Origin of the sequence: Pseudomonas sp. JAI111 (assembly GCF_024809425.1) — a bacterium.
Taxonomy (GTDB): domain Bacteria; phylum Pseudomonadota; class Gammaproteobacteria; order Pseudomonadales; family Pseudomonadaceae; genus Aquipseudomonas.
Window position 1 is genome coordinate 516,031 of the sequence record NZ_JANUCB010000001.1, and the last position, 18,242, is coordinate 534,272.

Genomic DNA, 18,242 nt, shown 5'->3' on the forward strand with positions numbered 1-18,242 from the left:
ACTACTGCCGCGCCGACGCCACTGAACCCACTGCCGAGTGCAAATCCAGCACCGGCAGCGGCGAAGGCCGGTTCAGTGCCCGCAATACCGGCTCATCGTACCCATACACATCAGGTTTGAATGCCACTCGCCCGTCACTTCCCAGATCAACGGTCCAGTAGGCCAGCAACACCGGCACTTTGACCGGAAGCCGGATGTTCTCGGTCTTGCCGTTGGCCAACTGTTTTTGAATGCCTTCGCGGTTCCATTTAACCGGGTCGTTGAACAACAGCTCCACCAGTTGCAGCGGATTTTCTACCCGAATACAGCCAGAGCTGGTCGCGCGCACGGTTTTGGCAAACAGCTCGCGATGCGGCGTGTCGTGAAGGTAAATCGAATACTCGTTGGGAAAACGGATCACCACCTGACCCAGCGAGCTGTCCGGTCCTGCGTCCTGGCGCAGAGTCAGCCCGCGCGGGTTGCTCCAGTCGACAGTCGAGGGATCAAGCACATTGCCTTCCCGGTCCAGCACGCGAATGCGGTTGGCGGCCAGGTAGCCGGGATTGCTCTGGATCTTGGGCAGCACGTCCTCCTTGAGGATCGTCGGCGGCACGGTCCAGGTCGGGTTGAACGTGATGTAGGTGATCTGCGCCTGGAAGATCGGCGTGTTGCGAGCCGTTTTACCGACCTGCACCCGGGAGCGCCAGATCGGTTGACCATCGCGGTACATCGCCACCTTATAGCCGGCGATATCGACAATGACGAAGGTGCCCTGAAGTTTGTAGAGCAGCCAGCGCGCCCGCTCCATGTTCACCCGCACCTGATCGATTCGCGCCTGCACGGGCACGTTCAGCGCGGCCAGAGTTGTCCCCCCTGCAACGCCGTCCGCCCCCAGGTATTGCTCGTTTTGATACTTTTTCACTGCCGCGGTGACGGCACCGTCGTATTGGGTGCCGTGGATCAATCGTGGGTCGAGAAAACCGGCCGCGACCATCCTCGCACGCAACTGCGCAACAGCCGGTTCGTCCATGCCTGGTTTGAGCGAATGATCCACCGCCACCTTCGGCCAACCGCCCCGGTCCCGAATACCCCGCAATTGCGCCAGGGCCTGGCGCAAACCGACGTAGACCGCTTCTTGCGGCGGCGCTAGAGCAAACGCCTTCGCCACGTCGTGATGGTCGAGCGCGGCGAAGAAGGTGTTGACGTCGTCACGAGGGTCGACGCCATTGGAATCGAAATTCCAGTGGATATCGAGCCGCGAAGGATCGACCTTGCCCCGGCGCAGCTGCAACAGCGCGGTGATAAACGTATGCGTGGTCGCCACATCGAACGCCGCACGCTGCTCAGGCGTTACCGGGGTCGTCTGCATCGCGGTGTGGGAGCGGACCAATTCATCGACATGAAAATCCGCGGGGATCAAGCCATCGGCGTCGGTCGCGTTCAGGCTGGCGATCAATTGCGCGACATCGCGGTCATCGGTCCACGCGGCGCGATAAGCACGGTGCGTATAAAAATCCATGACCAGGCGACTGACGTCCACCCGCCGATAGCGTGGCGCCGTGAGCAGCGGTGGAAACGCACTTTTCAAAGGCTCGAGCGACGCCTGAATCGATTGAGCGACGTTATCGTCCGCTGCCGCCTCGATAACGGAGATAGGCGCATCTACAGGCTCAATCGGCGAAGTTTCCGCAAAGGCCGCGCCGCTGATCAGAAAGCCCATAAAAAATATGCGGCTTATGAAGAATAACCTTGTTAAAAGCACCATGAATAATCCTTAATCTCCCGCATTCAAGGTCCAGCTTTCAATGTCCCTGCTAGACTCGAACTTAACATGATGAGACATCTATATGGCGCCACTACGTTTTGGCTATCTACTCGCGGGCCTGCTATTTATTGCAATGTCCGTACCGTCAGCCTACGCCGATTCGCTCTCCGCCGCCCTCATCAAAGCGGCTCCGAATGCTAACGCCAACGTCATCAACCTCGCCGTTCGCGCTTCACAATGCAGCATCGCTCAAGGCGCTGGCCCAGTGCAAAGACTGGCGATCATCGATTATTCGCTGCCTTCGACCGAACAACGGCTGTGGGTGTTCGATTTAAAGAAGCGCAAGTTGCTGTTTCATGAACTCGTCGCCCATGGACGCAACAGCGGCGAAAACATGGCCGTCAACTTCTCCAATCAAAACGAGAGCTTTGCCACCAGTCTCGGCCTATATCGTACGCAACAGAGCTATGTCGGACAAAACGGCTACTCGTTGCGCATGGAAGGCCTGGAGCCCGGTTTCAATGACAACGCGCTTGACCGCGCAATCGTCATCCATGGCGCACCTTACGTCAGTCCGGTACTTGCCCGCATCAACGGGCGGATCGGCAGGAGCCTCGGCTGCCCCGCTGTCCGACCGGCGGTAGCTCGTCGACTGATCGATTCGATGAAAGATGGGCAGCTTCTGTTTTCCTATTATCCGGATCAGCGCTGGCTGAAGTCTTCTTCGTACATTAATTGTGGCAGCGGCACGATGGCCTCGGCCGGCAAAAACACTGTGCGCAAGTAAACCCGGCGTGAACCTGTCAAAACTGTAATCCCCGCCTCAGACTTCTGAAAGGCAGCGCTCGTTAGCCTCCCCGTCAACTTCCCACGTTGACGGACCGGGTAAACGGCATGCACTCCAGCACCACAAGACGCACCTTCGTTAAAGGCCTGGCCGCGAGCGGTTTGCTCGCGGGCCTCGGTTTATGGCGCACGCCTGTCTGGGCGGTCACCAGCCCTGGCGAACCTCAAGTGCTGGCGGGCACCGAGTTCGATCTGTCGATCGGCGAAACCGCGGTCAACATTACCGGCCATCCAAGCACCGCCATGACCATCAACGGCGGCCTTCCCGGTCCTCTGCTGCGCTGGCGTGAAGGCGACACCGTCACATTGCGCGTGAAGAACGCACTCAAGGTCGACACCTCCATTCACTGGCACGGCATCCTGCTGCCGGCCAACATGGACGGCGTGCCTGGCCTGAGCTTTCACGGCATCGAACCGGGCGGCGTGTACGTCTACCAATTCAAGGTCAGGCAAAACGGCACTTACTGGTATCACAGCCATTCGGGCTTTCAGGAACAGTCCGGCGTATACGGCCCGCTGATCATCGATGCCAAGGAGCCGGAACCGTTTCAGTACGACCGCGATTACGTAGTGATGCTGACCGACTGGACCGACGAAGACGCCGTCGGCCTGATGAAGACCCTGAAAAAGCAGTCCGATTACTACAACGAGCACAAGCGCACCGTGGGCGACTTCATCCACGACGTCAGCGAGAAAGGTTGGGGGTCCACGGTCGCCGACCGAACGATGTGGGCCGAGATGAAAATGAACCCCACCGACCTGGCAGACGTCAGCGGCGCAACTTACACCTACCTGATGAACGGCCAGGCACCAGCCATGAACTGGACCGGGGTATTCCGGCCCGGCGAGAAACTGCGCCTGCGGTTTATCAACGGCTCCGCCATGACCTATTTCGACGTGCGCATTCCCGGCCTGAAAATGACCGTGGTCGCAGCGGATGGCCAGCACGTCAAACCGGTGAGCGTCGATGAGTTTCGCATCGCGGTGGCCGAGACGTTTGATGTGATCGTCGAGCCGACCGAAGCGGCTTACACGCTCTTCGCGCAATCAATGGATCGCAGCGGTTTTGCACGAGGCACGCTAGCGGTTAAAGCAGGTGCGACCGCGCCGGTTCCGGCACTCGACCCTCGACCGCTGGTGACTATGGACGACATGGGCATGGGCGGCATGGACATGGCCGGCATGGACCACGCCAGCATGGGCGATATGGCGGGCATGGACCACAGCGCCATGGCCGGCATGCAGGCTCACCCGGACACGGAAAAAAACAACCCGCTGGTGGACATGCAAGCCATGAGCCCCACCCCCAAGCTCGACGACCCGGGCCTGGGCCTGCGCAACAATGGCCGCCGCGTCCTGACCTATTCAGACCTGCGCAGCACCTTCGAAGACCCGGATGGTCGCGAGCCCGGTCGCACGATCGAACTGCACCTCACCGGCCACATGGAGAAATTCGCCTGGTCGTTCAATGGCGTGAAATTCTCCGACGCCGCGCCGCTGCGCCTCAAGTACGGCGAGCGGGTGCGGGTGGTGCTGGTCAACGACACGATGATGACCCACCCCATCCACCTGCACGGCATGTGGAGCGACCTCGAAGACGAAAACGGCCGGTTCATGGTGCGCAAACACACCATCGACATGCCGCCCGGCACCCGACGCAGCTACCGGGTCACCGCCGATGCGCTTGGCCGCTGGGCCTATCACTGCCACCTCCTGTACCACATGGAAATGGGCATGTTCCGTGAAGTTCGCGTGGAAGAATGAGGTGTATACCATGAACAGACTGACGCTGATTTTTTGCGCACTCGTGACCGCGAGCCTGACGCCTTCGCCGGCGATAGCCGCCACCAACGACATGCAGGGCATGGACCATAGCCAGATGAGCGGCATGGACGACAGCCAATTGCAAAGCATGGACGAAGGTCAGATGCAGCCCGCCGCGCCGACTGAAAGCCGCACGCCGATACCGGCACTGACCGAAGCCGACCGCGCTGCCGTATTCGCCAGCCTGACCGGCCACGGCGTGCATGACACCGCCCTCAACTATTACTTCCTCGCCGACAAACTCGAATGGCAGGACGCGGACAACGGCAGCGCCCTGGCGTGGGATGTCTCCGGATGGATCGGCGGCGACATCGACCGACTGTGGCTACGCTCCGAAGGCGAACGCCTCAACGGCAAGACCGAGGACGCCGAAATACAAGCCCTTTGGGGCCATGCGATTTCCCCGTGGTGGGACGTGGTGAGTGGCGTGCGCCAGGACTTCAAACCCGGCGCCCCGCAAACCTGGGCCGCCTTCGGCTTGCAAGGCATGGCGCTCTATAACTTTGAAACCGAAGCCACGGCGTTCATCGGTGAAGGTGGCCAAACCGCCGTGCGACTGGAAGGCGACTACGACATCCTGCTCACCAACCGGCTGATTCTGCAGCCGACTGCCGAGCTGAACGCCTATGGCCAAAACGACCCGCAACGGGGTATCGGTTCCGGACTATCCAACACCGAAGCCGGCCTGCGGCTGCGCTATGAAATCCGTCGGGAGTTCGCGCCCTACCTCGGCGTGACCTGGAATCGCACCTACGGCAAAACCGCCGACTACGCCAACGCCGAAGGTGAGGATCGCAGCGAAGCGCGCCTGGTCCTCGGCGTTCGGCTGTGGTTTTAAACGCATTAATCCAACTCCAAAACACAACCGCTCCGAGCGGTAAGAGGCCTTGCATGCGCATGATGAAAACGACAGTTGTTGCCCTTGGGCTGCTGATGAGCGCACTCGCTCAAGCACACCCCAAACTGCTCTCCTCCAACCCGGCCGACGCGGCGGAAGGTGCGGCGCCGAGCACCATCGAACTGCACTTCTCCGAGAACCTGATGACGCAATTTTCCGGGGCGAAACTGGTGATGACTGAAATGCCCGGCATGGCGCATTCCCCGATGCCGATGAAGGCCAAGGTCTCGGGCGGCAGTGACCCGAAAACCATGGTCATCACTCCGCTCACACCACTGTCTGCCGGGAGCTACAAAGTCGACTGGCGCGCGGTGTCTTCCGATACTCATCCGATCACCGGCAACGTCACGTTCAAAGTGAAGTGATTGATGAACGAAGCGCTCGGTATTGCACTGCGGTTGGGTCTGTATGTGGATTTGATGCTGTTGTTCGGGTTGGCGCTGTTTGCGCTGTACAGCCTTGAAGGTCAGGAGCGGCGCTCGGGGACCGTGTTGCCGTTGCGCCCGATCTTGGCGGGCACGGCAGCGTTGGGCGCCCTGCTGTCGGTCGCCAGCCTGGTGGTGATGGCGAGCGCCATGAGCGGTGAATCGGACATTGCTGAGCTGCGTCCGCACATCGAGATGATGATGTTGCAAACCGACGTCGGATTCGCCTGGATCGTGCGTCTCGTCGCCTTGGTCGTCGCCGGCCTGGCGATGTTGTTCCACCCTCGGGCGCTAGGGTTCAGCCTGCTGGTGGCGTCGATGGCGGGCGCGATCGCCCTCGCCTCGCTGGCCTGGAGCGGTCATGGGGCGATGGACGAAGGTGACCGCCGTGCCTGGCATTTCACCGTCGATATTCTGCACATGCTGGCGGCAGGCGTGTGGCTGGGGGCTTTGGTGGCGTTTGCGTTGATGGCGAAAATCAATGCGCTGCAAAGCGAAGCCCGCATTCGGTTGCTGGCTCGCACGGTGACACGGTTCGAAACGGTCGGTGCATTGATTGTGCTCTTTATCACGGTCACAGGCGTCGTGAACTACCTGTTCATTGTGGGGCCGACGCTCGATGAGGTGTTTCTGAGCACCTACGGGGTGTTGCTGTTCATCAAAGTTGCACTGTTCGCCGGGATGCTGGTGCTCGCCGCGCTGAACCGCTTCCACCTTGGGCCGCTTTTGCAGCAGTCGTTGCGGGATGGGCAGCACCGGGTGGCGGCGAATGCGTTACGGCGCAGCGTGATCGTGGAATTGGTGGCGGCGGTGTTGATTGTAGGGTTGGTCGCCTGGTTGGGAACGTTGAGCCCGGAAAGGGTCGATCCGTAGGAGCGCCTCTTTCCAAGGCAATGCGTGACCTGATGCCTGCGACTATCTAAACTCCCCCCGGTGGCCAAAAATACTTTTGGCCCGACCAGGGAAATTCACATGGACCTTCAACATCGCAACAACATAAAAGTGATGGGCGACGGTCCGGCGACGCTGGTCTTCTCCCATGGCTTTGGCTGCGATCAAACCATGTGGCGCTACCTCGTCGATCATTTCACGGGGCGTTGCAGGGTCGTATTGTATGACCAGGTCGGCGCGGGGCAGTCGGACCTCGGGGCGTACGACAAAGAAAAATACAACTCTCTGGCCGGGTATGCCCAGGACCTTGGCGAACTCATCGACCAGTTCGCCACCAGCCCGGTGATTCTGGTGGGGCATTCCGTCAGCGCCATGATCGGTGCCCTGGTGGATCGTCAGCGCCCCGGCACCATCGCTGCCCACGTCATGATTGGTCCCTCGCCCTGCTATATCGATGTCGACGACTACGTGGGCGGCTTCAAGCTCGAAGACATCCACTCACTGCTCGACACCCTCGACAGCAACTACCTCGGCTGGTCGAGCACGATGGCTCCGGTGATCATGGGCGCACCCGGGCAGCCAGCGCTGGGCGAAGAGCTCACCAACAGTTTTTGCCGTACGGAACCCGAGATCGCCAAGCAATTTGCCCGCGTCACGTTCATGTCCGACAACCGCGAAGACGTTGCGGGCCTGACCACGCCAACCCTGATCCTGCAATCCAGCGACGACATCATCGCCCCCGTTGCCGTCGGCGAATACCTGCATGGCGTGCTTCCCAACAGCACGCTCTGCCTGGTGGCCAACGTCGGCCATTGTCCCCACATGAGCGCGCCCTGCGCCTGCTCCGAGGCCATGGACAGCTTCCTGTCGCCCTGGATAGACCCACATGTCGACTGACGAACCGCCGTTGCCCGACCCGCAGACGCTGTTCGAATGCGCGCCCTGCGGCCTCGTGGTGACGAAAGAAGACGGCACGATCCTGCGTGCCAATCAGACCTTCTGCCACTGGATCGGCTTCGATTCCCAAGCCTTGGTTGGCCGGCGCTTTCAAGACCTGCTGACCATGGGCGGACGCATTTTCCATCAGACGCACTGGGCGCCACTGATGCAGATGCAAGGCTCCGTGGCCGAGGTAAAACTCGATCTGGTTCACCACGACAAACACACGGTCACCATGCTGCTCAACGGGGTCAGACGCGAGCACGCCAACGGTACGTTTAATGAACTGGCGCTGTTCGGCACCATTGACCGCGACAAGTACGAACGTGAACTGCTCAGCGCGCGCAAACTCGCGGAGGGCCTGTTGTCGGAGAAAATGGCGGCCGATGCCGCCCTTCTCGACGCTCAGACCCAATTGAACCGGGCCTACGAAAAGGCCAAGCGACGCGCCTCGTTCGCCGAACAAATGGTCGCCATCGTCAGCCACGACCTGAAAAACCCGCTGACCGCCATCAAAATGGCCTCGGACATCCTCGCCCAAGGCGAGCGCACTGCCAGGGAAACCAAACTGCTCGGCCACATCAGCCAATCGGCGGAACGCGCGCAGCGCATGATCGCCGACCTCCTGGACTTCGCGCTGGCCAGAGTCGGGCGCGGCATCGGGGTTTCTCCGACTTCGCAGGACTTGCACACGATCGTCAGACAGAGCGTCGACGAGCTGCGCATGGCATTTCCCGAGGCGACGTTGCTGCATCAGTCCATCGGCACCGGTAACGCAAATCTGGACGCGGATCGGGTGCAGCAGATCATTGGCAATCTGGTTGCCAATAGCGTGGCCTATGGTGACCTGGCGCAGCCGATTACCATTACCTCGCGACTGGAAGAGAATCAGGCCGTGGTGTCGGTGCAAAACCACGGGCCGGTTATTCCAGCATCGTTGATTGCAGTTCTGTTTGAACCGATGACTCGTGGCACAGACACAGACACCGACAGTGATGTACGCAGTGTCGGGCTCGGGTTGTTTATCGTCCGGGAAATCGCCATGGCCCACGGCGGGGATGTTTCGGTGAGTTCGAACCCGGAGGATGGGACAGTATTCAGCGTGTATTTTCCGTCAGGTGCCGTAGCGCAGTAAGCGTCACGCCTGATCAAATCCATCACGGAAGCCGGATATCAATGAAAACCATAAAAAGCACACTCATCCTCGGCGGCCTGCTCGCGCTATCTCTTGCTGCTCAGGCGGAGCCATCGCATCTGGACAGCGTCATCCAGCAAGGCCAACTGCGGGTTTGCACCACGGGCGATTACAAACCCTATACCTACAAAGCCGAAGACGGCGAATATTCAGGCATCGACATCGCCATGGCCCACACGCTGGCCGACAGCCTTGGCGTCAAGGTCGAGTGGGTGCAGACCACCTGGAAAACCCTGATGCCCGATATGCTGGCGGGCAAGTGCGACATCGGTGTCGGCGGCATCTCGGTCACGCTGGAACGTCAGAAAAAAGCCTTCTTCAGCACCACGCTGGATGTCGACGGCAAGATCCCGCTGGTGCGTTGCGAAGATCAGGCGCTGTACCAGACGGTCGAGCAGATCAACCAGCCTGGGGTTCGCCTGGTTGAACCGGCCGGAGGCACCAACGAAGCGTTTGTCCACGCCTTTCTTCCCAAGGCGCAGTTGAGCCTTCACGACAACGTGACGATCTTTCAGGAGCTGCTGGACAAGAAGGCCGACGTGATGATTACCGATGCGTCGGAAGCGCTGTACCAGCAGAAACTCAAACCCGGTTTGTGCGCGGTGAACCCGAGCCAATTCATGCAGTACGGCGAGAAAGCCTACTTGCTACCCCGTGATGACATCACCTGGAAGTTGTACGTCGATCAGTGGCTGCACTTGGCCAAGGTCACCGGCAACTACCAGAAAATCCTGGGTCAATGGATAGCGACGCCCGCCTCCAAATAGCCGCAAACGCACGATCCCCGCAGCCTGCGTCCGGCTGCGCGGTGGTCGACGGGGCATCAGGCAATGACGTGAGCCGGCACAGGTTTCCCCTGCCGTCGCGTCACACCTCAGTCATCGTGCAACAAACCCGAACTGTACTCACTGAAACTGTTGCCGATCGCACTTCCACCGAACTTCAACTGGTTGGCACCATGGCCGTCGAAAGATTGGCAACCTTGTGAGAAACACGTGCTGGTACTCACGCCCGAGCAAGCGCTCAACAGCAAAGCACCGGCGATCATCACGACTTTGAGGAGGTTCGGGATCATTTTTCAGTTTCCTGTGGGTTCGACGCGTGGCCATACGAATGTGCGCCCTTCATCGTAGGCCGCAAATGCGTCAGACAAGATGAAATCTGACGGGCCGACAGGATCTGTTCAGCTATTGCGGCATTGTCATCGCAATAAGGGCACATCCGATCGCGAGACAAACAGCGCGAGCACCGCTGCCAGTAAAAGAAATACTCCACTTGCGATGAACGTTGCCTGGTAGCCAACTCCGTCATAGAGCACCCCGCCCACGGTCGCACCAAGTGTGATCGCCAACTGAATCACCGCCACCATCAGACCACCTCCGGTTTCGGCATCCTCTGGAAGCGTGCGCGATAACCATGTGAACCAGCCGACAGGTGCGCACGTAGCGATCAGGCCCCATACACCCAGCAGAACGGCTGTCGTCCACATCGAGTTGCCAAATACGAGCAGAGCCGCAGCAAGCCCCGACATCAACAATGGGATGATCATCAGAACTCGATGAAGACTTCTGTGCAACACCGGGCCGATCACCATAGTGCCCACCAATCCTGCCACGCCTATGATCAGCAACAGCAGGGAGAGTCCAGATACATCAACGCGGGTCACCAACTCCAGAAACGGACGCAGATAGGTGAACAACGCGAATTGCCCCATAAACAAAAATGCCACGGCTGCCATGCCCAGCGAGACTTTCGCATTAGCCAATAGCCGAAACACATCCGTTACAGAGCCAGACTCATTTTGGCCAGGCATTTTCGGCAACGTGAATGCTTGCCAACAGAGCGCCAACGCGGCGAGCGGAACCACGCAGAAAAATGCACCTCGCCAACCGATCAACCCACCCATGTAACTGCCAATGGGAGCCGCGACAGCAGTGGCGAGTGCCGTGCCGCCCTGGATCAAAGCGATGGCCTTAGGCACGAAACGCTCAGGTGCAATCCGCATCATGACGGCAGTCGACATTGACCAACTGCCACCGATAGCAATTCCCAAAATGGCGCGGCCCACCATCAGTGTCGAGTAGTTCGGGGCAAAGGCGACGAGCGTGCCTGAGGCAATCATCAAGCCGGTCAGGAAAAGCAAAACGGGTCTTCGGTCGAGTCGACGGATGACTGAAGAGATGAAGAGACTGGTGACGACCGCGAAGAGGCCTGAAATGGAAATCGCTTGTCCGGCCTGCCCCTCCGTCAGCGCGAGATCCGTCGCAATCGGTGTGAGCAAACTCACCGGCAGAAACTCCGAAGTCACCAGGGCAAACGCACACAGCGACATCGCGAGGACGGCTCCCCATACCTGTCGATTCGCGGCCTGGATAGGAAAGGTGGTGCTGCTCATCTGATGTTCTCCAACACGAAAAGCTCCAACGCCAGCAACGTGCGCGTGGCGTCGGAATCGTTTTTTGGGTACGTAGAGTGATGAAAGATCCGCGGCTCAACGCGTCACTTGAGGTGGGTCTGGAAGAACGAGGTCAGCTTGGCAAACGGAATGAGATCGACCCGATCATAGAGATCCACGTGGCCCGCACCTGGAATGATGACAAGCTCTTTCGGTTGACCGGCCAGTCGATAGGCCTCTTCACTGAATTCACGCGAGTGAGCATTTTCCCCGGCAATGAACAACATTGGGCGCGGCGAGATCGTCTCGATATCGTTGAACGGATAGAAGTTCATGAACTTGGCGTTGCTGGTGAGCGTCGGGTGAGTGGTCAGTAACGGTGACTGACCTTTGGGCGTGAACTCTCCGCGTGGTGTGCGGTAGAAATCGTAGAACTCGCGCTCGATGGGGTTGGATGTGTCAGTCAGCTCATGGACGCTTCCGCTGGTGTACTGGGTTTCGCCACCTGTGAACTCAACGTATCGCTGCTCGGCAGCGGCGGCGATAGCTTGCTTCCTCTGATCGACAGTGACGGAATGCTTCAAACCGTTTCGGTTGGCTGCGCCCATGTCGTACATGCTGACTGTGGCAACGGCCTTCATCCGAGGGTCGATCTTGGCCGCGCTAATGACGAAGCTGCCGCTGCCACAAATGCCCAGGACGCCTATCCGGCTCCGATCAACAAATGTCTGGGTACCGAGGTAATCCACAGCGGCACTGAAGTCTTCAGCATAGATTTCTGGCGCAACCGCGTTGCGCGGTTGACCCTCACTTTCGCCCCAGAACGACAGATCGATCGCAAGTGTCACGAAGCCCTGCTCCGCCAGTTTCTGCGCATACAGGTTCGAACTCTGCTCTTTGACCGCACCCATGGGATGGCCAACGATAATCGCTGCGCTTTTGCTGCCGGGCTTCAGATCTTTAGGGACAAACAGATTGCCCACCGTATTCATCCGGTACTGATTTTTGAAGGTCACCTTTTGCATCGTGACCTTCTCGCTTTTGTAAAAATTATCGGCTCCGTTGGACATGTCTGCTCCGAGTGCGGAGAGCGACGCCATCAGAAGGCCGAGCAACAAAAACAGTTTTCTCATGAGGTGCTCCCATCAGTGAATAGGTGCCGATCGACCTGCTTTCCAGGGTCCGAATCAGCGAGTGGTATGAGCAATACCTGCGACGACAGGTGAGGCTTGCCCTATTCTCTGGGAATACGTCATGCTTGATAATCTAATGAAAGCTTGTTGAAGTTATAAGCACAGCTAATCAATCTGGATAGGCGGGCTTCGATGTCACGGCATAACCTGAACGACCTTCTGGCCTTCGTGACAGTTGCCCGAGAAGGCAGCTTTACCCGAGCGGCCGCCCACCTGGGTGTCACGCAGTCCGCCTTGAGCCAGACCATTTCCGGACTGGAAAAACGGCTGAAAATACGCCTGCTTACGCGCACCACTCGTAGCGTTTCGCCGACCAGCGCCGGCGAACGCCTGATGCAAGCCATCGGTCATCGTTTCGACGAAATCGAGTTAGAACTGGATGCTTTGACTGAGCTTCGTGACAAGCCTGCAGGTACGGTGCGCATCACCTGCGGAGATTTTGTCCTGAAGACCATCCTCCTTCCGCGACTCACTCCACTGCTCCTGGAATACCCTGACATCAAGGTTGAGTTCGATATCAACTATGGCTTCCGGGACATCGTTGCTGACCGCTTCGATGCGGGCATCCGATTTGGTGACACCGTCGATAAGGATATGATCGCCGCTCCCATCGGACCTCAGGTACGGATGGCTGCCGTGGCATCGCCTGCGTATTTCGCACGCAACGGCATGCCCAGGAAACCGCAGGATCTGGTGAATCACCAATGCATCGACATACGCTTTCCAACCCTTGGCGGAGTCTACGCCTGGGAATTCGAAAAGCGTGGTCGAAAGATCAACGTGCGTGTCACGGGCCAGGTCATTGTGAACACCAGCGCACATGTCCCGGCGGCGGCAATCAGCGGCTTGGGTATCGCCTACTTGCCGGAAGAAGAATTTGCACCGCATATCGAGGATGGCCGCCTGGTACGCGTCCTGGAGGACTGGTGCCCTTTGTTCTCGGGCTATCACCTGTACTACCCGAGCCGTCGCTTGCCAACACCCGCCTTTTCACTGGTGCTGAAGGCTCTACGCGGTGAGTCTTTGGAAGACATGCCGAGGCATGTCTCCTGATTTCAGTTGAGTCGACGTAGGGTGCCTGGAGCGATAGTTAACGGGCGCTGTCGATGATTTGGCCGTTGTCAGCTGTACGTTCCCGTGCCGGGGCGGCCTGTTTCCGGGCGAATGTCCGGCACTCTTGGTAAACTGGTGACCCTTTGTTTTCAAGGCTGACTAAACACGCCTGAAAACGACCCAGAATGCGCAGAGAAAAATGCTAGCTCAAACAGTGACAAACCCACAAAACACAAGCCCTGCGCTGTCTCGGCGGTTTAGTGTTGCGCCGATGATGGACTGGACCGACCGCCACTGCCGGTTCTTCCTGCGCCTGCTCTCAAAACACGCGCTCCTCTACACCGAGATGGTCACCACCGGCGCGTTGCTCAATGGCGATCACGAGCGTTTCCTGCGTCACAACGAAGCCGAGCACCCGCTGGCGCTGCAACTCGGCGGTAGTGTTCCGCTGGACCTGGCCGCGTGCGCGCGCATGGCTCAGGAACACGGTTACGACGAGGTCAATCTGAATGTCGGCTGCCCGAGTGATCGGGTGCAGAACAACATGATTGGTGCGTGCCTGATGGGGCATCCGCAGTTGGTGGCCGATTGCGTGAAGGCGATGCGCGATGCGGTGTCGATTCCGGTGACGGTGAAGCATCGGATCGGGATTAACGGGCGGGACAGTTACGAGCAGTTGTGTGATTTCGTCGGCACGGTACGGGATGCCGGGTGCACGAGTTTTACCGTGCATGCGCGGATTGCGATTCTGGAGGGGCTGTCGCCGAAGGAAAACCGTGACATTCCGCCGTTGCGTTATGACGTGGCGGCGCGGCTGAAGGCGGACTTTCCGGAGTTGGAGATCATTCTCAACGGCGGAATCAAGACGCTGGAGGCGTGTCATGCGCATTTGCAGACGTTTGACGGCGTGATGCTGGGTCGCGAGGCTTATCACAATCCTTATGTGATGGCTGAAGTGGACCAGCAACTGTTCGGCAGTACGGCCCCGGTGATCAGTCGGGCCGAAGCGCTGGCCCAGTTGCGCCCTTATATCGCCGCGCACATTGATGCCGGTGGTTCGATGCACCACATCACCCGACATGTACTGGGATTGGGCACCGGATTTCCGGGGGCGCGCAAGTTCCGGCAGTTGTTGTCGGTGGATATCCATAAGGCGAAAGAGCCTTTGGCGTTGCTGGATCAGGCAGCGGCGCTGCTTGAAGGGCGTTAACGACTATCCGCGTTACCACCAGGCTGTTGATCGACAGCCTGTTGGTTAGTGTCAGAGCGCTGCAGCTTCAGTCCAGTTGACCCAACCGAATAGCCATGTCGCCAGGATCAACAACCCAAAGACGATCCGGTACCAGGCGAATGCGGCGTAACTGTGGCTGGCGATGAACTTGAGCAAGCCGCGCACGGCGATCATGGCGAAAAAGAACGCGGTGACGAAACCCAGGGCAAAGACCGGCAGGTCGGCGGCCTGGAACAAATCCCGGTACTTGTAGCCTGAGTAGACCGCCGCACCGACCATGGTTGGCATGGCCAGGAAGAATGAGAACTCGGTGGCGGCCTTGCGTGACAGGCCGAACAGCAGCCCACCGATAATGGTCGAACCAGAACGCGAGGTGCCCGGTATCATCGCCAGGCATTGGGCGAAACCGACTTTAAGCGCGTCGGTCCAGCGCATATCGTCAACATGATCGACATACACCACGTGGTCCCGCCGTTCTGCCCACAACATGACGATTCCGCCTACAACCAAAGCCACCGCCACGGTAATTGGGTTAAACAGATACTCGTGAATCGTGTCGGCGAACAATACACCCAAGACGACAGCCGGCATAAAGCCGATCAATACGTTCAAGGTAAAACGTTGGGCGTTACGTTGTGTTGGCAAGCCTTTAATGATCTCGAAGATCTTGCGTCGAAACTCCCAGACGACCGCCAGAATGGCACCCAGCTGAATAATGATATTGAACGCCATCGCACGTTCACCGCCGAAGTCGAGCAAGTCCGCGACAATAATCTGGTGCCCTGTACTTGATATTGGCAAAAACTCCGTCAGCCCTTCGACCACGCCTAAAATCAATACCGCAACCGTCGTCCAAAAATCCATTAGTTCCTCTCACTGACAAAAGCACATCAACTGACCTGCTTTAGATGTATCGCCAACGAGAAATTAAAACGCATCCGGCCGCGCATTAAAACTTAATGTTATTAAATGTCCAGCCCCCCCTCCATCAAGAGAGATGTTATATAACAACAAATATTAGTTATAGGGAAGTCGACGGAACGCCAAAATCTCTCCGCCAACTAGACCTGTCGCGGCCATTATTAACGCTTCGGAAAATCGGTATGTAACTGAATGTGTGAATCGCCTGTAACGATCTTGATCTGGAAAAGCGAGAGATCACGGAAAAAGATGGCACAATGATACTCTTTTGCCAGCTGTGTGCTGCATGCCGGAACCGCGAAGAATCACGTCGTAGCCACCTGCAATGTTAAAAAAATTGTGATGGTCGCTGGAAAATTCCGTGAAATGTTACCAATTGTCAGTCACAAATGAGAATTGGTGCTTTAACATCCAAATGTCAGCACCCAGCCGAGTCAAAGCATGATGCTTACAGGGAAAATAACGACGACCCGCCACAACCACGTGAAGGAGGTGCCAGGCATTCTCACCATGGGGCGGACCCATTCAATAGCAGAGGATTTCAGAACTTTAGTTGCTAGCCACATTGCGCATGATATACCCGTTGACACAATGTGCTACAACAATTCATTTAGAAAAAACAGGGACACTCAATCGTACCGCGCAATCTTCATTGTGATTGACAGTCCCCAGGTGTTTGTTGAAAGCCTTGCGCTGGTAGAAAGTATTCGCGCACAGAATCAGGCAAGCATTATAGTTGTCGCGATCACAGGAAAAGGCACTTACAACAAGATGAAATATTATCTTGCCGGCGCCGACCACTGCATTAAATTCGCGACATTACCGAATGAAAACTGCGACGTACTTGTTGATTTTTTCGACAGTGCAGAGTGGCAGAAGAAGCACAGTTTGCTCCTCGATCCGACGCGTATGTGCCTGATTGGAGATTATAAAAAGCTCGACGTTTCGTTTCCCGAAATGAAGATTCTTGAAGCGTTTTCTGAAACCAGAAACCAAATATTGAGCCACGACGAAATCGCCAGAATCATGGGCCTAAATATAAATTTTTATGACCCAAGAGCCTTGGAAAAATCAATAAGCCGCCTTCGCGGCAAAATAAAAGGCACGTATGGCACCAACGCCATCCAAAGTATTCGTGGCCATGGATATCGTCTAATCAGGGGTCTGATCGCGACCGCTTGATGAGTTAACAGGCAAGGGAGTTATTGCATTATGAACGCAACGGGGAGCGCGTCTTACGTCTATCCTGCGAGTCATTATTTGTCTCGACAATTGATCCTCACTCGCGATGACTGCCCTTTTGGCAGCGAGATCAGAATACAGTTTGACGACCATCAGGCTCAGCCCGCGCCTGCATGGGTGAACCCGATGAGTAGCCTTTACAGTGAGGTACTCACGCAAACCCGGCAGATTGCCTTCTCGCTTAAAGACCGCAATACCTCAAGCGAAAGCAAGTACCTGAGCCGTCGATTCGTATGCGTCAGGCAGTCGGATCTGGCCAGTTCCGCCCTCACCGAAGAGCTGATCCAGTGCGCCGATTCGCTGGGAAATCTTGGCCAGACGCTGGTGATCGCACTCAATGAGCTGCCCCTCTCGGCGGTCAGTTTCGTCGAAAAAAAGAAAATCCTAAACAACATCTACCTGTTGAAAGATCACGGTATTGAAATCGCCTTCGACGATTACAACATCGACGATGAAAGTATCGAGATGTTTACAACCCTGAATTTATTCGACTATATAAAGATCCCGCTTTCAACCCTAGACTTGAGTCTTAAACTCACTGGCAATCCAGAACTTTTCAATCGACTTCATGAACGCATGACGATGCTGACGCACACCACAAAGGTTGCATTTATTGCGGACAGAGTAGAGCAAGCTGCTAGCCATATACTGGCTCGTGCACTGCCGTTTGAATACTTTCAAGGGAGCCATTACTCCCCTGCCGACATCCTATTAAATTAAAACCGAGCACCCCCTTCAGGAGAGAGACATGGAAAGCAGCACACCCCTCCCCAGAAAATACTTTGTCGTCGTCACACACAGCCCGGCACTACAACTTGAGCTTGAGGCATTACTGTCGAGCGAGCGATATAACTCATTCGGCACATCACAGGCAAAAATGTTTATCGAAGGTGTTGCCCTTCCCTCCTCAACGCCAAAACTCATGGAGTTCATCTCCCCTCACCTGGACATTAATGTCCCACCTGTTATCAAACATGATACTCAGCGCATACTTGCGACCTTTGAGTCCGAGTGGTTAGCCGCGCAATCCGACACATCGTTTAATAACACCACTTCGCTGACAGGCGACACGCGGGACGAGTCCGTCTCAATGAACGTAAAAGCCCACTTTCCGTGCTCAGACGCCTGGCAACTGAGCAATGGCAGCGGTGCGCTGATCAAAGATGATGTCGAGATTGTCCTGACCGGCCTTGAGGCGGCGCTGATCAATAAAATGCTGCACCATGATGACCGAGTGGTCAGCAAAGATGATCTGATCCGCAGCATTGGCAGAGAACCGGAGCACTATCGCGGTCTCGAGATGTGTCTTAGTCGACTACAGGAAAAATTTAAAAATGCCAGTAATGGCGAGCGCCTTTTCCGCGCGGTTCGAAACCGTGGCTATTGCCTGATACAGAAAATCACACGGGGGAAAAATAACACCTGAGCCACACTAATGACCCTCC

Annotated in this window: 18 protein-coding genes; 13 read left to right on the forward strand and 5 right to left on the reverse strand. The window is 57.1% G+C overall.

Translation table 11 applies throughout. From position 1 onward, the window contains the following. Position 1 precedes the first annotated feature (1 nt). Entirely contained in the window at positions 2-1,744 is a 1,743-nt protein-coding gene (locus tag HNR03_RS02535; RefSeq protein WP_259150483.1) for a murein L,D-transpeptidase, read from the reverse strand. Between the two features lie 82 nt (positions 1,745-1,826). Here HNR03_RS02535 and HNR03_RS02540 point away from each other — a divergent pair, with 82 nt between their 5' ends. The 8 genes from HNR03_RS02540 (at position 1,827) to HNR03_RS02575 (ending at position 9,529) form a co-directional block, all read left to right on the forward strand. After that, the gene (locus HNR03_RS02540) at positions 1,827-2,531 is read left to right on the forward strand and encodes a murein L,D-transpeptidase catalytic domain family protein (protein WP_222585529.1); all 705 of its coding nucleotides are present in this window, start codon (positions 1,827-1,829) and stop codon (positions 2,529-2,531) included. A 107-nt stretch (positions 2,532-2,638) separates the two neighbouring features. Beyond that, on the forward strand, positions 2,639-4,354 hold the full coding sequence (locus HNR03_RS02545) for a copper resistance system multicopper oxidase (protein ID WP_259150486.1): 1,716 nt from the start codon (positions 2,639-2,641) through the stop codon (positions 4,352-4,354). 10 nt (positions 4,355-4,364) lie between these two features. After that, positions 4,365-5,252, forward strand: a complete 888-nt coding sequence (locus tag HNR03_RS02550) for a copper resistance protein B (RefSeq protein WP_259150487.1) — start codon at positions 4,365-4,367, stop codon at positions 5,250-5,252. Between the two features lie 53 nt (positions 5,253-5,305). Continuing rightward, the gene (copC, locus tag HNR03_RS02555; RefSeq protein WP_222585526.1) at positions 5,306-5,677 is read left to right on the forward strand and encodes a copper homeostasis periplasmic binding protein CopC; all 372 of its coding nucleotides are present in this window, start codon (positions 5,306-5,308) and stop codon (positions 5,675-5,677) included. Between the two features lie 3 nt (positions 5,678-5,680). Further along, positions 5,681-6,610, forward strand: a complete 930-nt coding sequence (gene copD, locus HNR03_RS02560; protein ID WP_259150488.1) for a copper homeostasis membrane protein CopD — start codon at positions 5,681-5,683, stop codon at positions 6,608-6,610. 99 nt (positions 6,611-6,709) lie between these two features. Further along, complete coding sequence (locus HNR03_RS02565) at positions 6,710-7,525, forward strand: alpha/beta fold hydrolase (protein ID WP_259150489.1); 816 nt, start codon at positions 6,710-6,712, stop codon at positions 7,523-7,525. Then, the gene (locus tag HNR03_RS02570) at positions 7,515-8,702 is read left to right on the forward strand and encodes a PAS domain-containing sensor histidine kinase (RefSeq protein WP_259150490.1); all 1,188 of its coding nucleotides are present in this window, start codon (positions 7,515-7,517) and stop codon (positions 8,700-8,702) included. The genes HNR03_RS02565 and HNR03_RS02570 overlap by 11 nt, the downstream gene beginning before the upstream one ends. 41 nt (positions 8,703-8,743) lie before the next feature. Further along, the gene (locus HNR03_RS02575) at positions 8,744-9,529 is read left to right on the forward strand and encodes a transporter substrate-binding domain-containing protein (RefSeq protein ID WP_259150491.1); all 786 of its coding nucleotides are present in this window, start codon (positions 8,744-8,746) and stop codon (positions 9,527-9,529) included. 107 nt (positions 9,530-9,636) lie between these two features. On the opposite strand, the gene HNR03_RS02580 is transcribed toward HNR03_RS02575, so the two are convergent. The 3 genes from HNR03_RS02580 to HNR03_RS02590 all read right to left on the reverse strand — a co-directional run bounded on the left by HNR03_RS02580 (position 9,637) and on the right by HNR03_RS02590 (position 12,290). Then, positions 9,637-9,837 carry a hypothetical protein gene (locus tag HNR03_RS02580; RefSeq protein ID WP_222585521.1) on the reverse strand — a complete coding sequence of 67 codons (201 nt, stop codon included), beginning with the start codon at positions 9,835-9,837 and terminating at the stop codon, positions 9,637-9,639. A gap of 126 nt (positions 9,838-9,963) precedes the next feature. Then, positions 9,964-11,157 carry an MFS transporter gene (locus HNR03_RS02585; RefSeq protein ID WP_259150492.1) on the reverse strand — a complete coding sequence of 398 codons (1,194 nt, stop codon included), beginning with the start codon at positions 11,155-11,157 and terminating at the stop codon, positions 9,964-9,966. Between the two features lie 104 nt (positions 11,158-11,261). Then, on the reverse strand, positions 11,262-12,290 hold the full coding sequence (locus tag HNR03_RS02590; protein ID WP_259150493.1) for an alpha/beta hydrolase: 1,029 nt from the start codon (positions 12,288-12,290) through the stop codon (positions 11,262-11,264). Positions 12,291-12,482: 192 nt separating this feature from the next. Here HNR03_RS02590 and HNR03_RS02595 point away from each other — a divergent pair, with 192 nt between their 5' ends. After that, positions 12,483-13,403, forward strand: coding sequence for a LysR family transcriptional regulator (locus tag HNR03_RS02595; protein WP_259150494.1), 921 nt, complete (start codon positions 12,483-12,485; stop codon positions 13,401-13,403). Between the two features lie 199 nt (positions 13,404-13,602). Then, positions 13,603-14,613 carry a tRNA dihydrouridine(20/20a) synthase DusA gene (gene dusA / locus HNR03_RS02600; RefSeq protein WP_222585501.1) on the forward strand — a complete coding sequence of 337 codons (1,011 nt, stop codon included), beginning with the start codon at positions 13,603-13,605 and terminating at the stop codon, positions 14,611-14,613. 51 nt (positions 14,614-14,664) lie between these two features. Here the strand turns inward: dusA and HNR03_RS02605 are convergent, their stop codons facing one another. Further along, positions 14,665-15,498, reverse strand: coding sequence for an undecaprenyl-diphosphate phosphatase (locus HNR03_RS02605; RefSeq protein WP_259150495.1), 834 nt, complete (start codon positions 15,496-15,498; stop codon positions 14,665-14,667). 498 nt (positions 15,499-15,996) lie between these two features. Here HNR03_RS02605 and HNR03_RS02610 point away from each other — a divergent pair, with 498 nt between their 5' ends. The 3 genes from HNR03_RS02610 to HNR03_RS02620 are packed head-to-tail and all read left to right on the forward strand — an operon-like array spanning position 15,997 to position 18,223. Further along, positions 15,997-16,737 (forward strand): winged helix-turn-helix domain-containing protein, encoded by a 741-nt coding sequence (locus HNR03_RS02610; RefSeq protein WP_259150496.1) that lies wholly within the window; start codon positions 15,997-15,999, stop codon positions 16,735-16,737. 30 nt (positions 16,738-16,767) lie between these two features. Further along, complete coding sequence (locus tag HNR03_RS02615) at positions 16,768-17,517, forward strand: EAL domain-containing protein (RefSeq protein WP_259150497.1); 750 nt, start codon at positions 16,768-16,770, stop codon at positions 17,515-17,517. 28 nt (positions 17,518-17,545) lie between these two features. Continuing rightward, positions 17,546-18,223 (forward strand): helix-turn-helix domain-containing protein, encoded by a 678-nt coding sequence (locus HNR03_RS02620; protein ID WP_259150498.1) that lies wholly within the window; start codon positions 17,546-17,548, stop codon positions 18,221-18,223. The last annotated feature ends 19 nt before the right edge of the window (positions 18,224-18,242 follow it).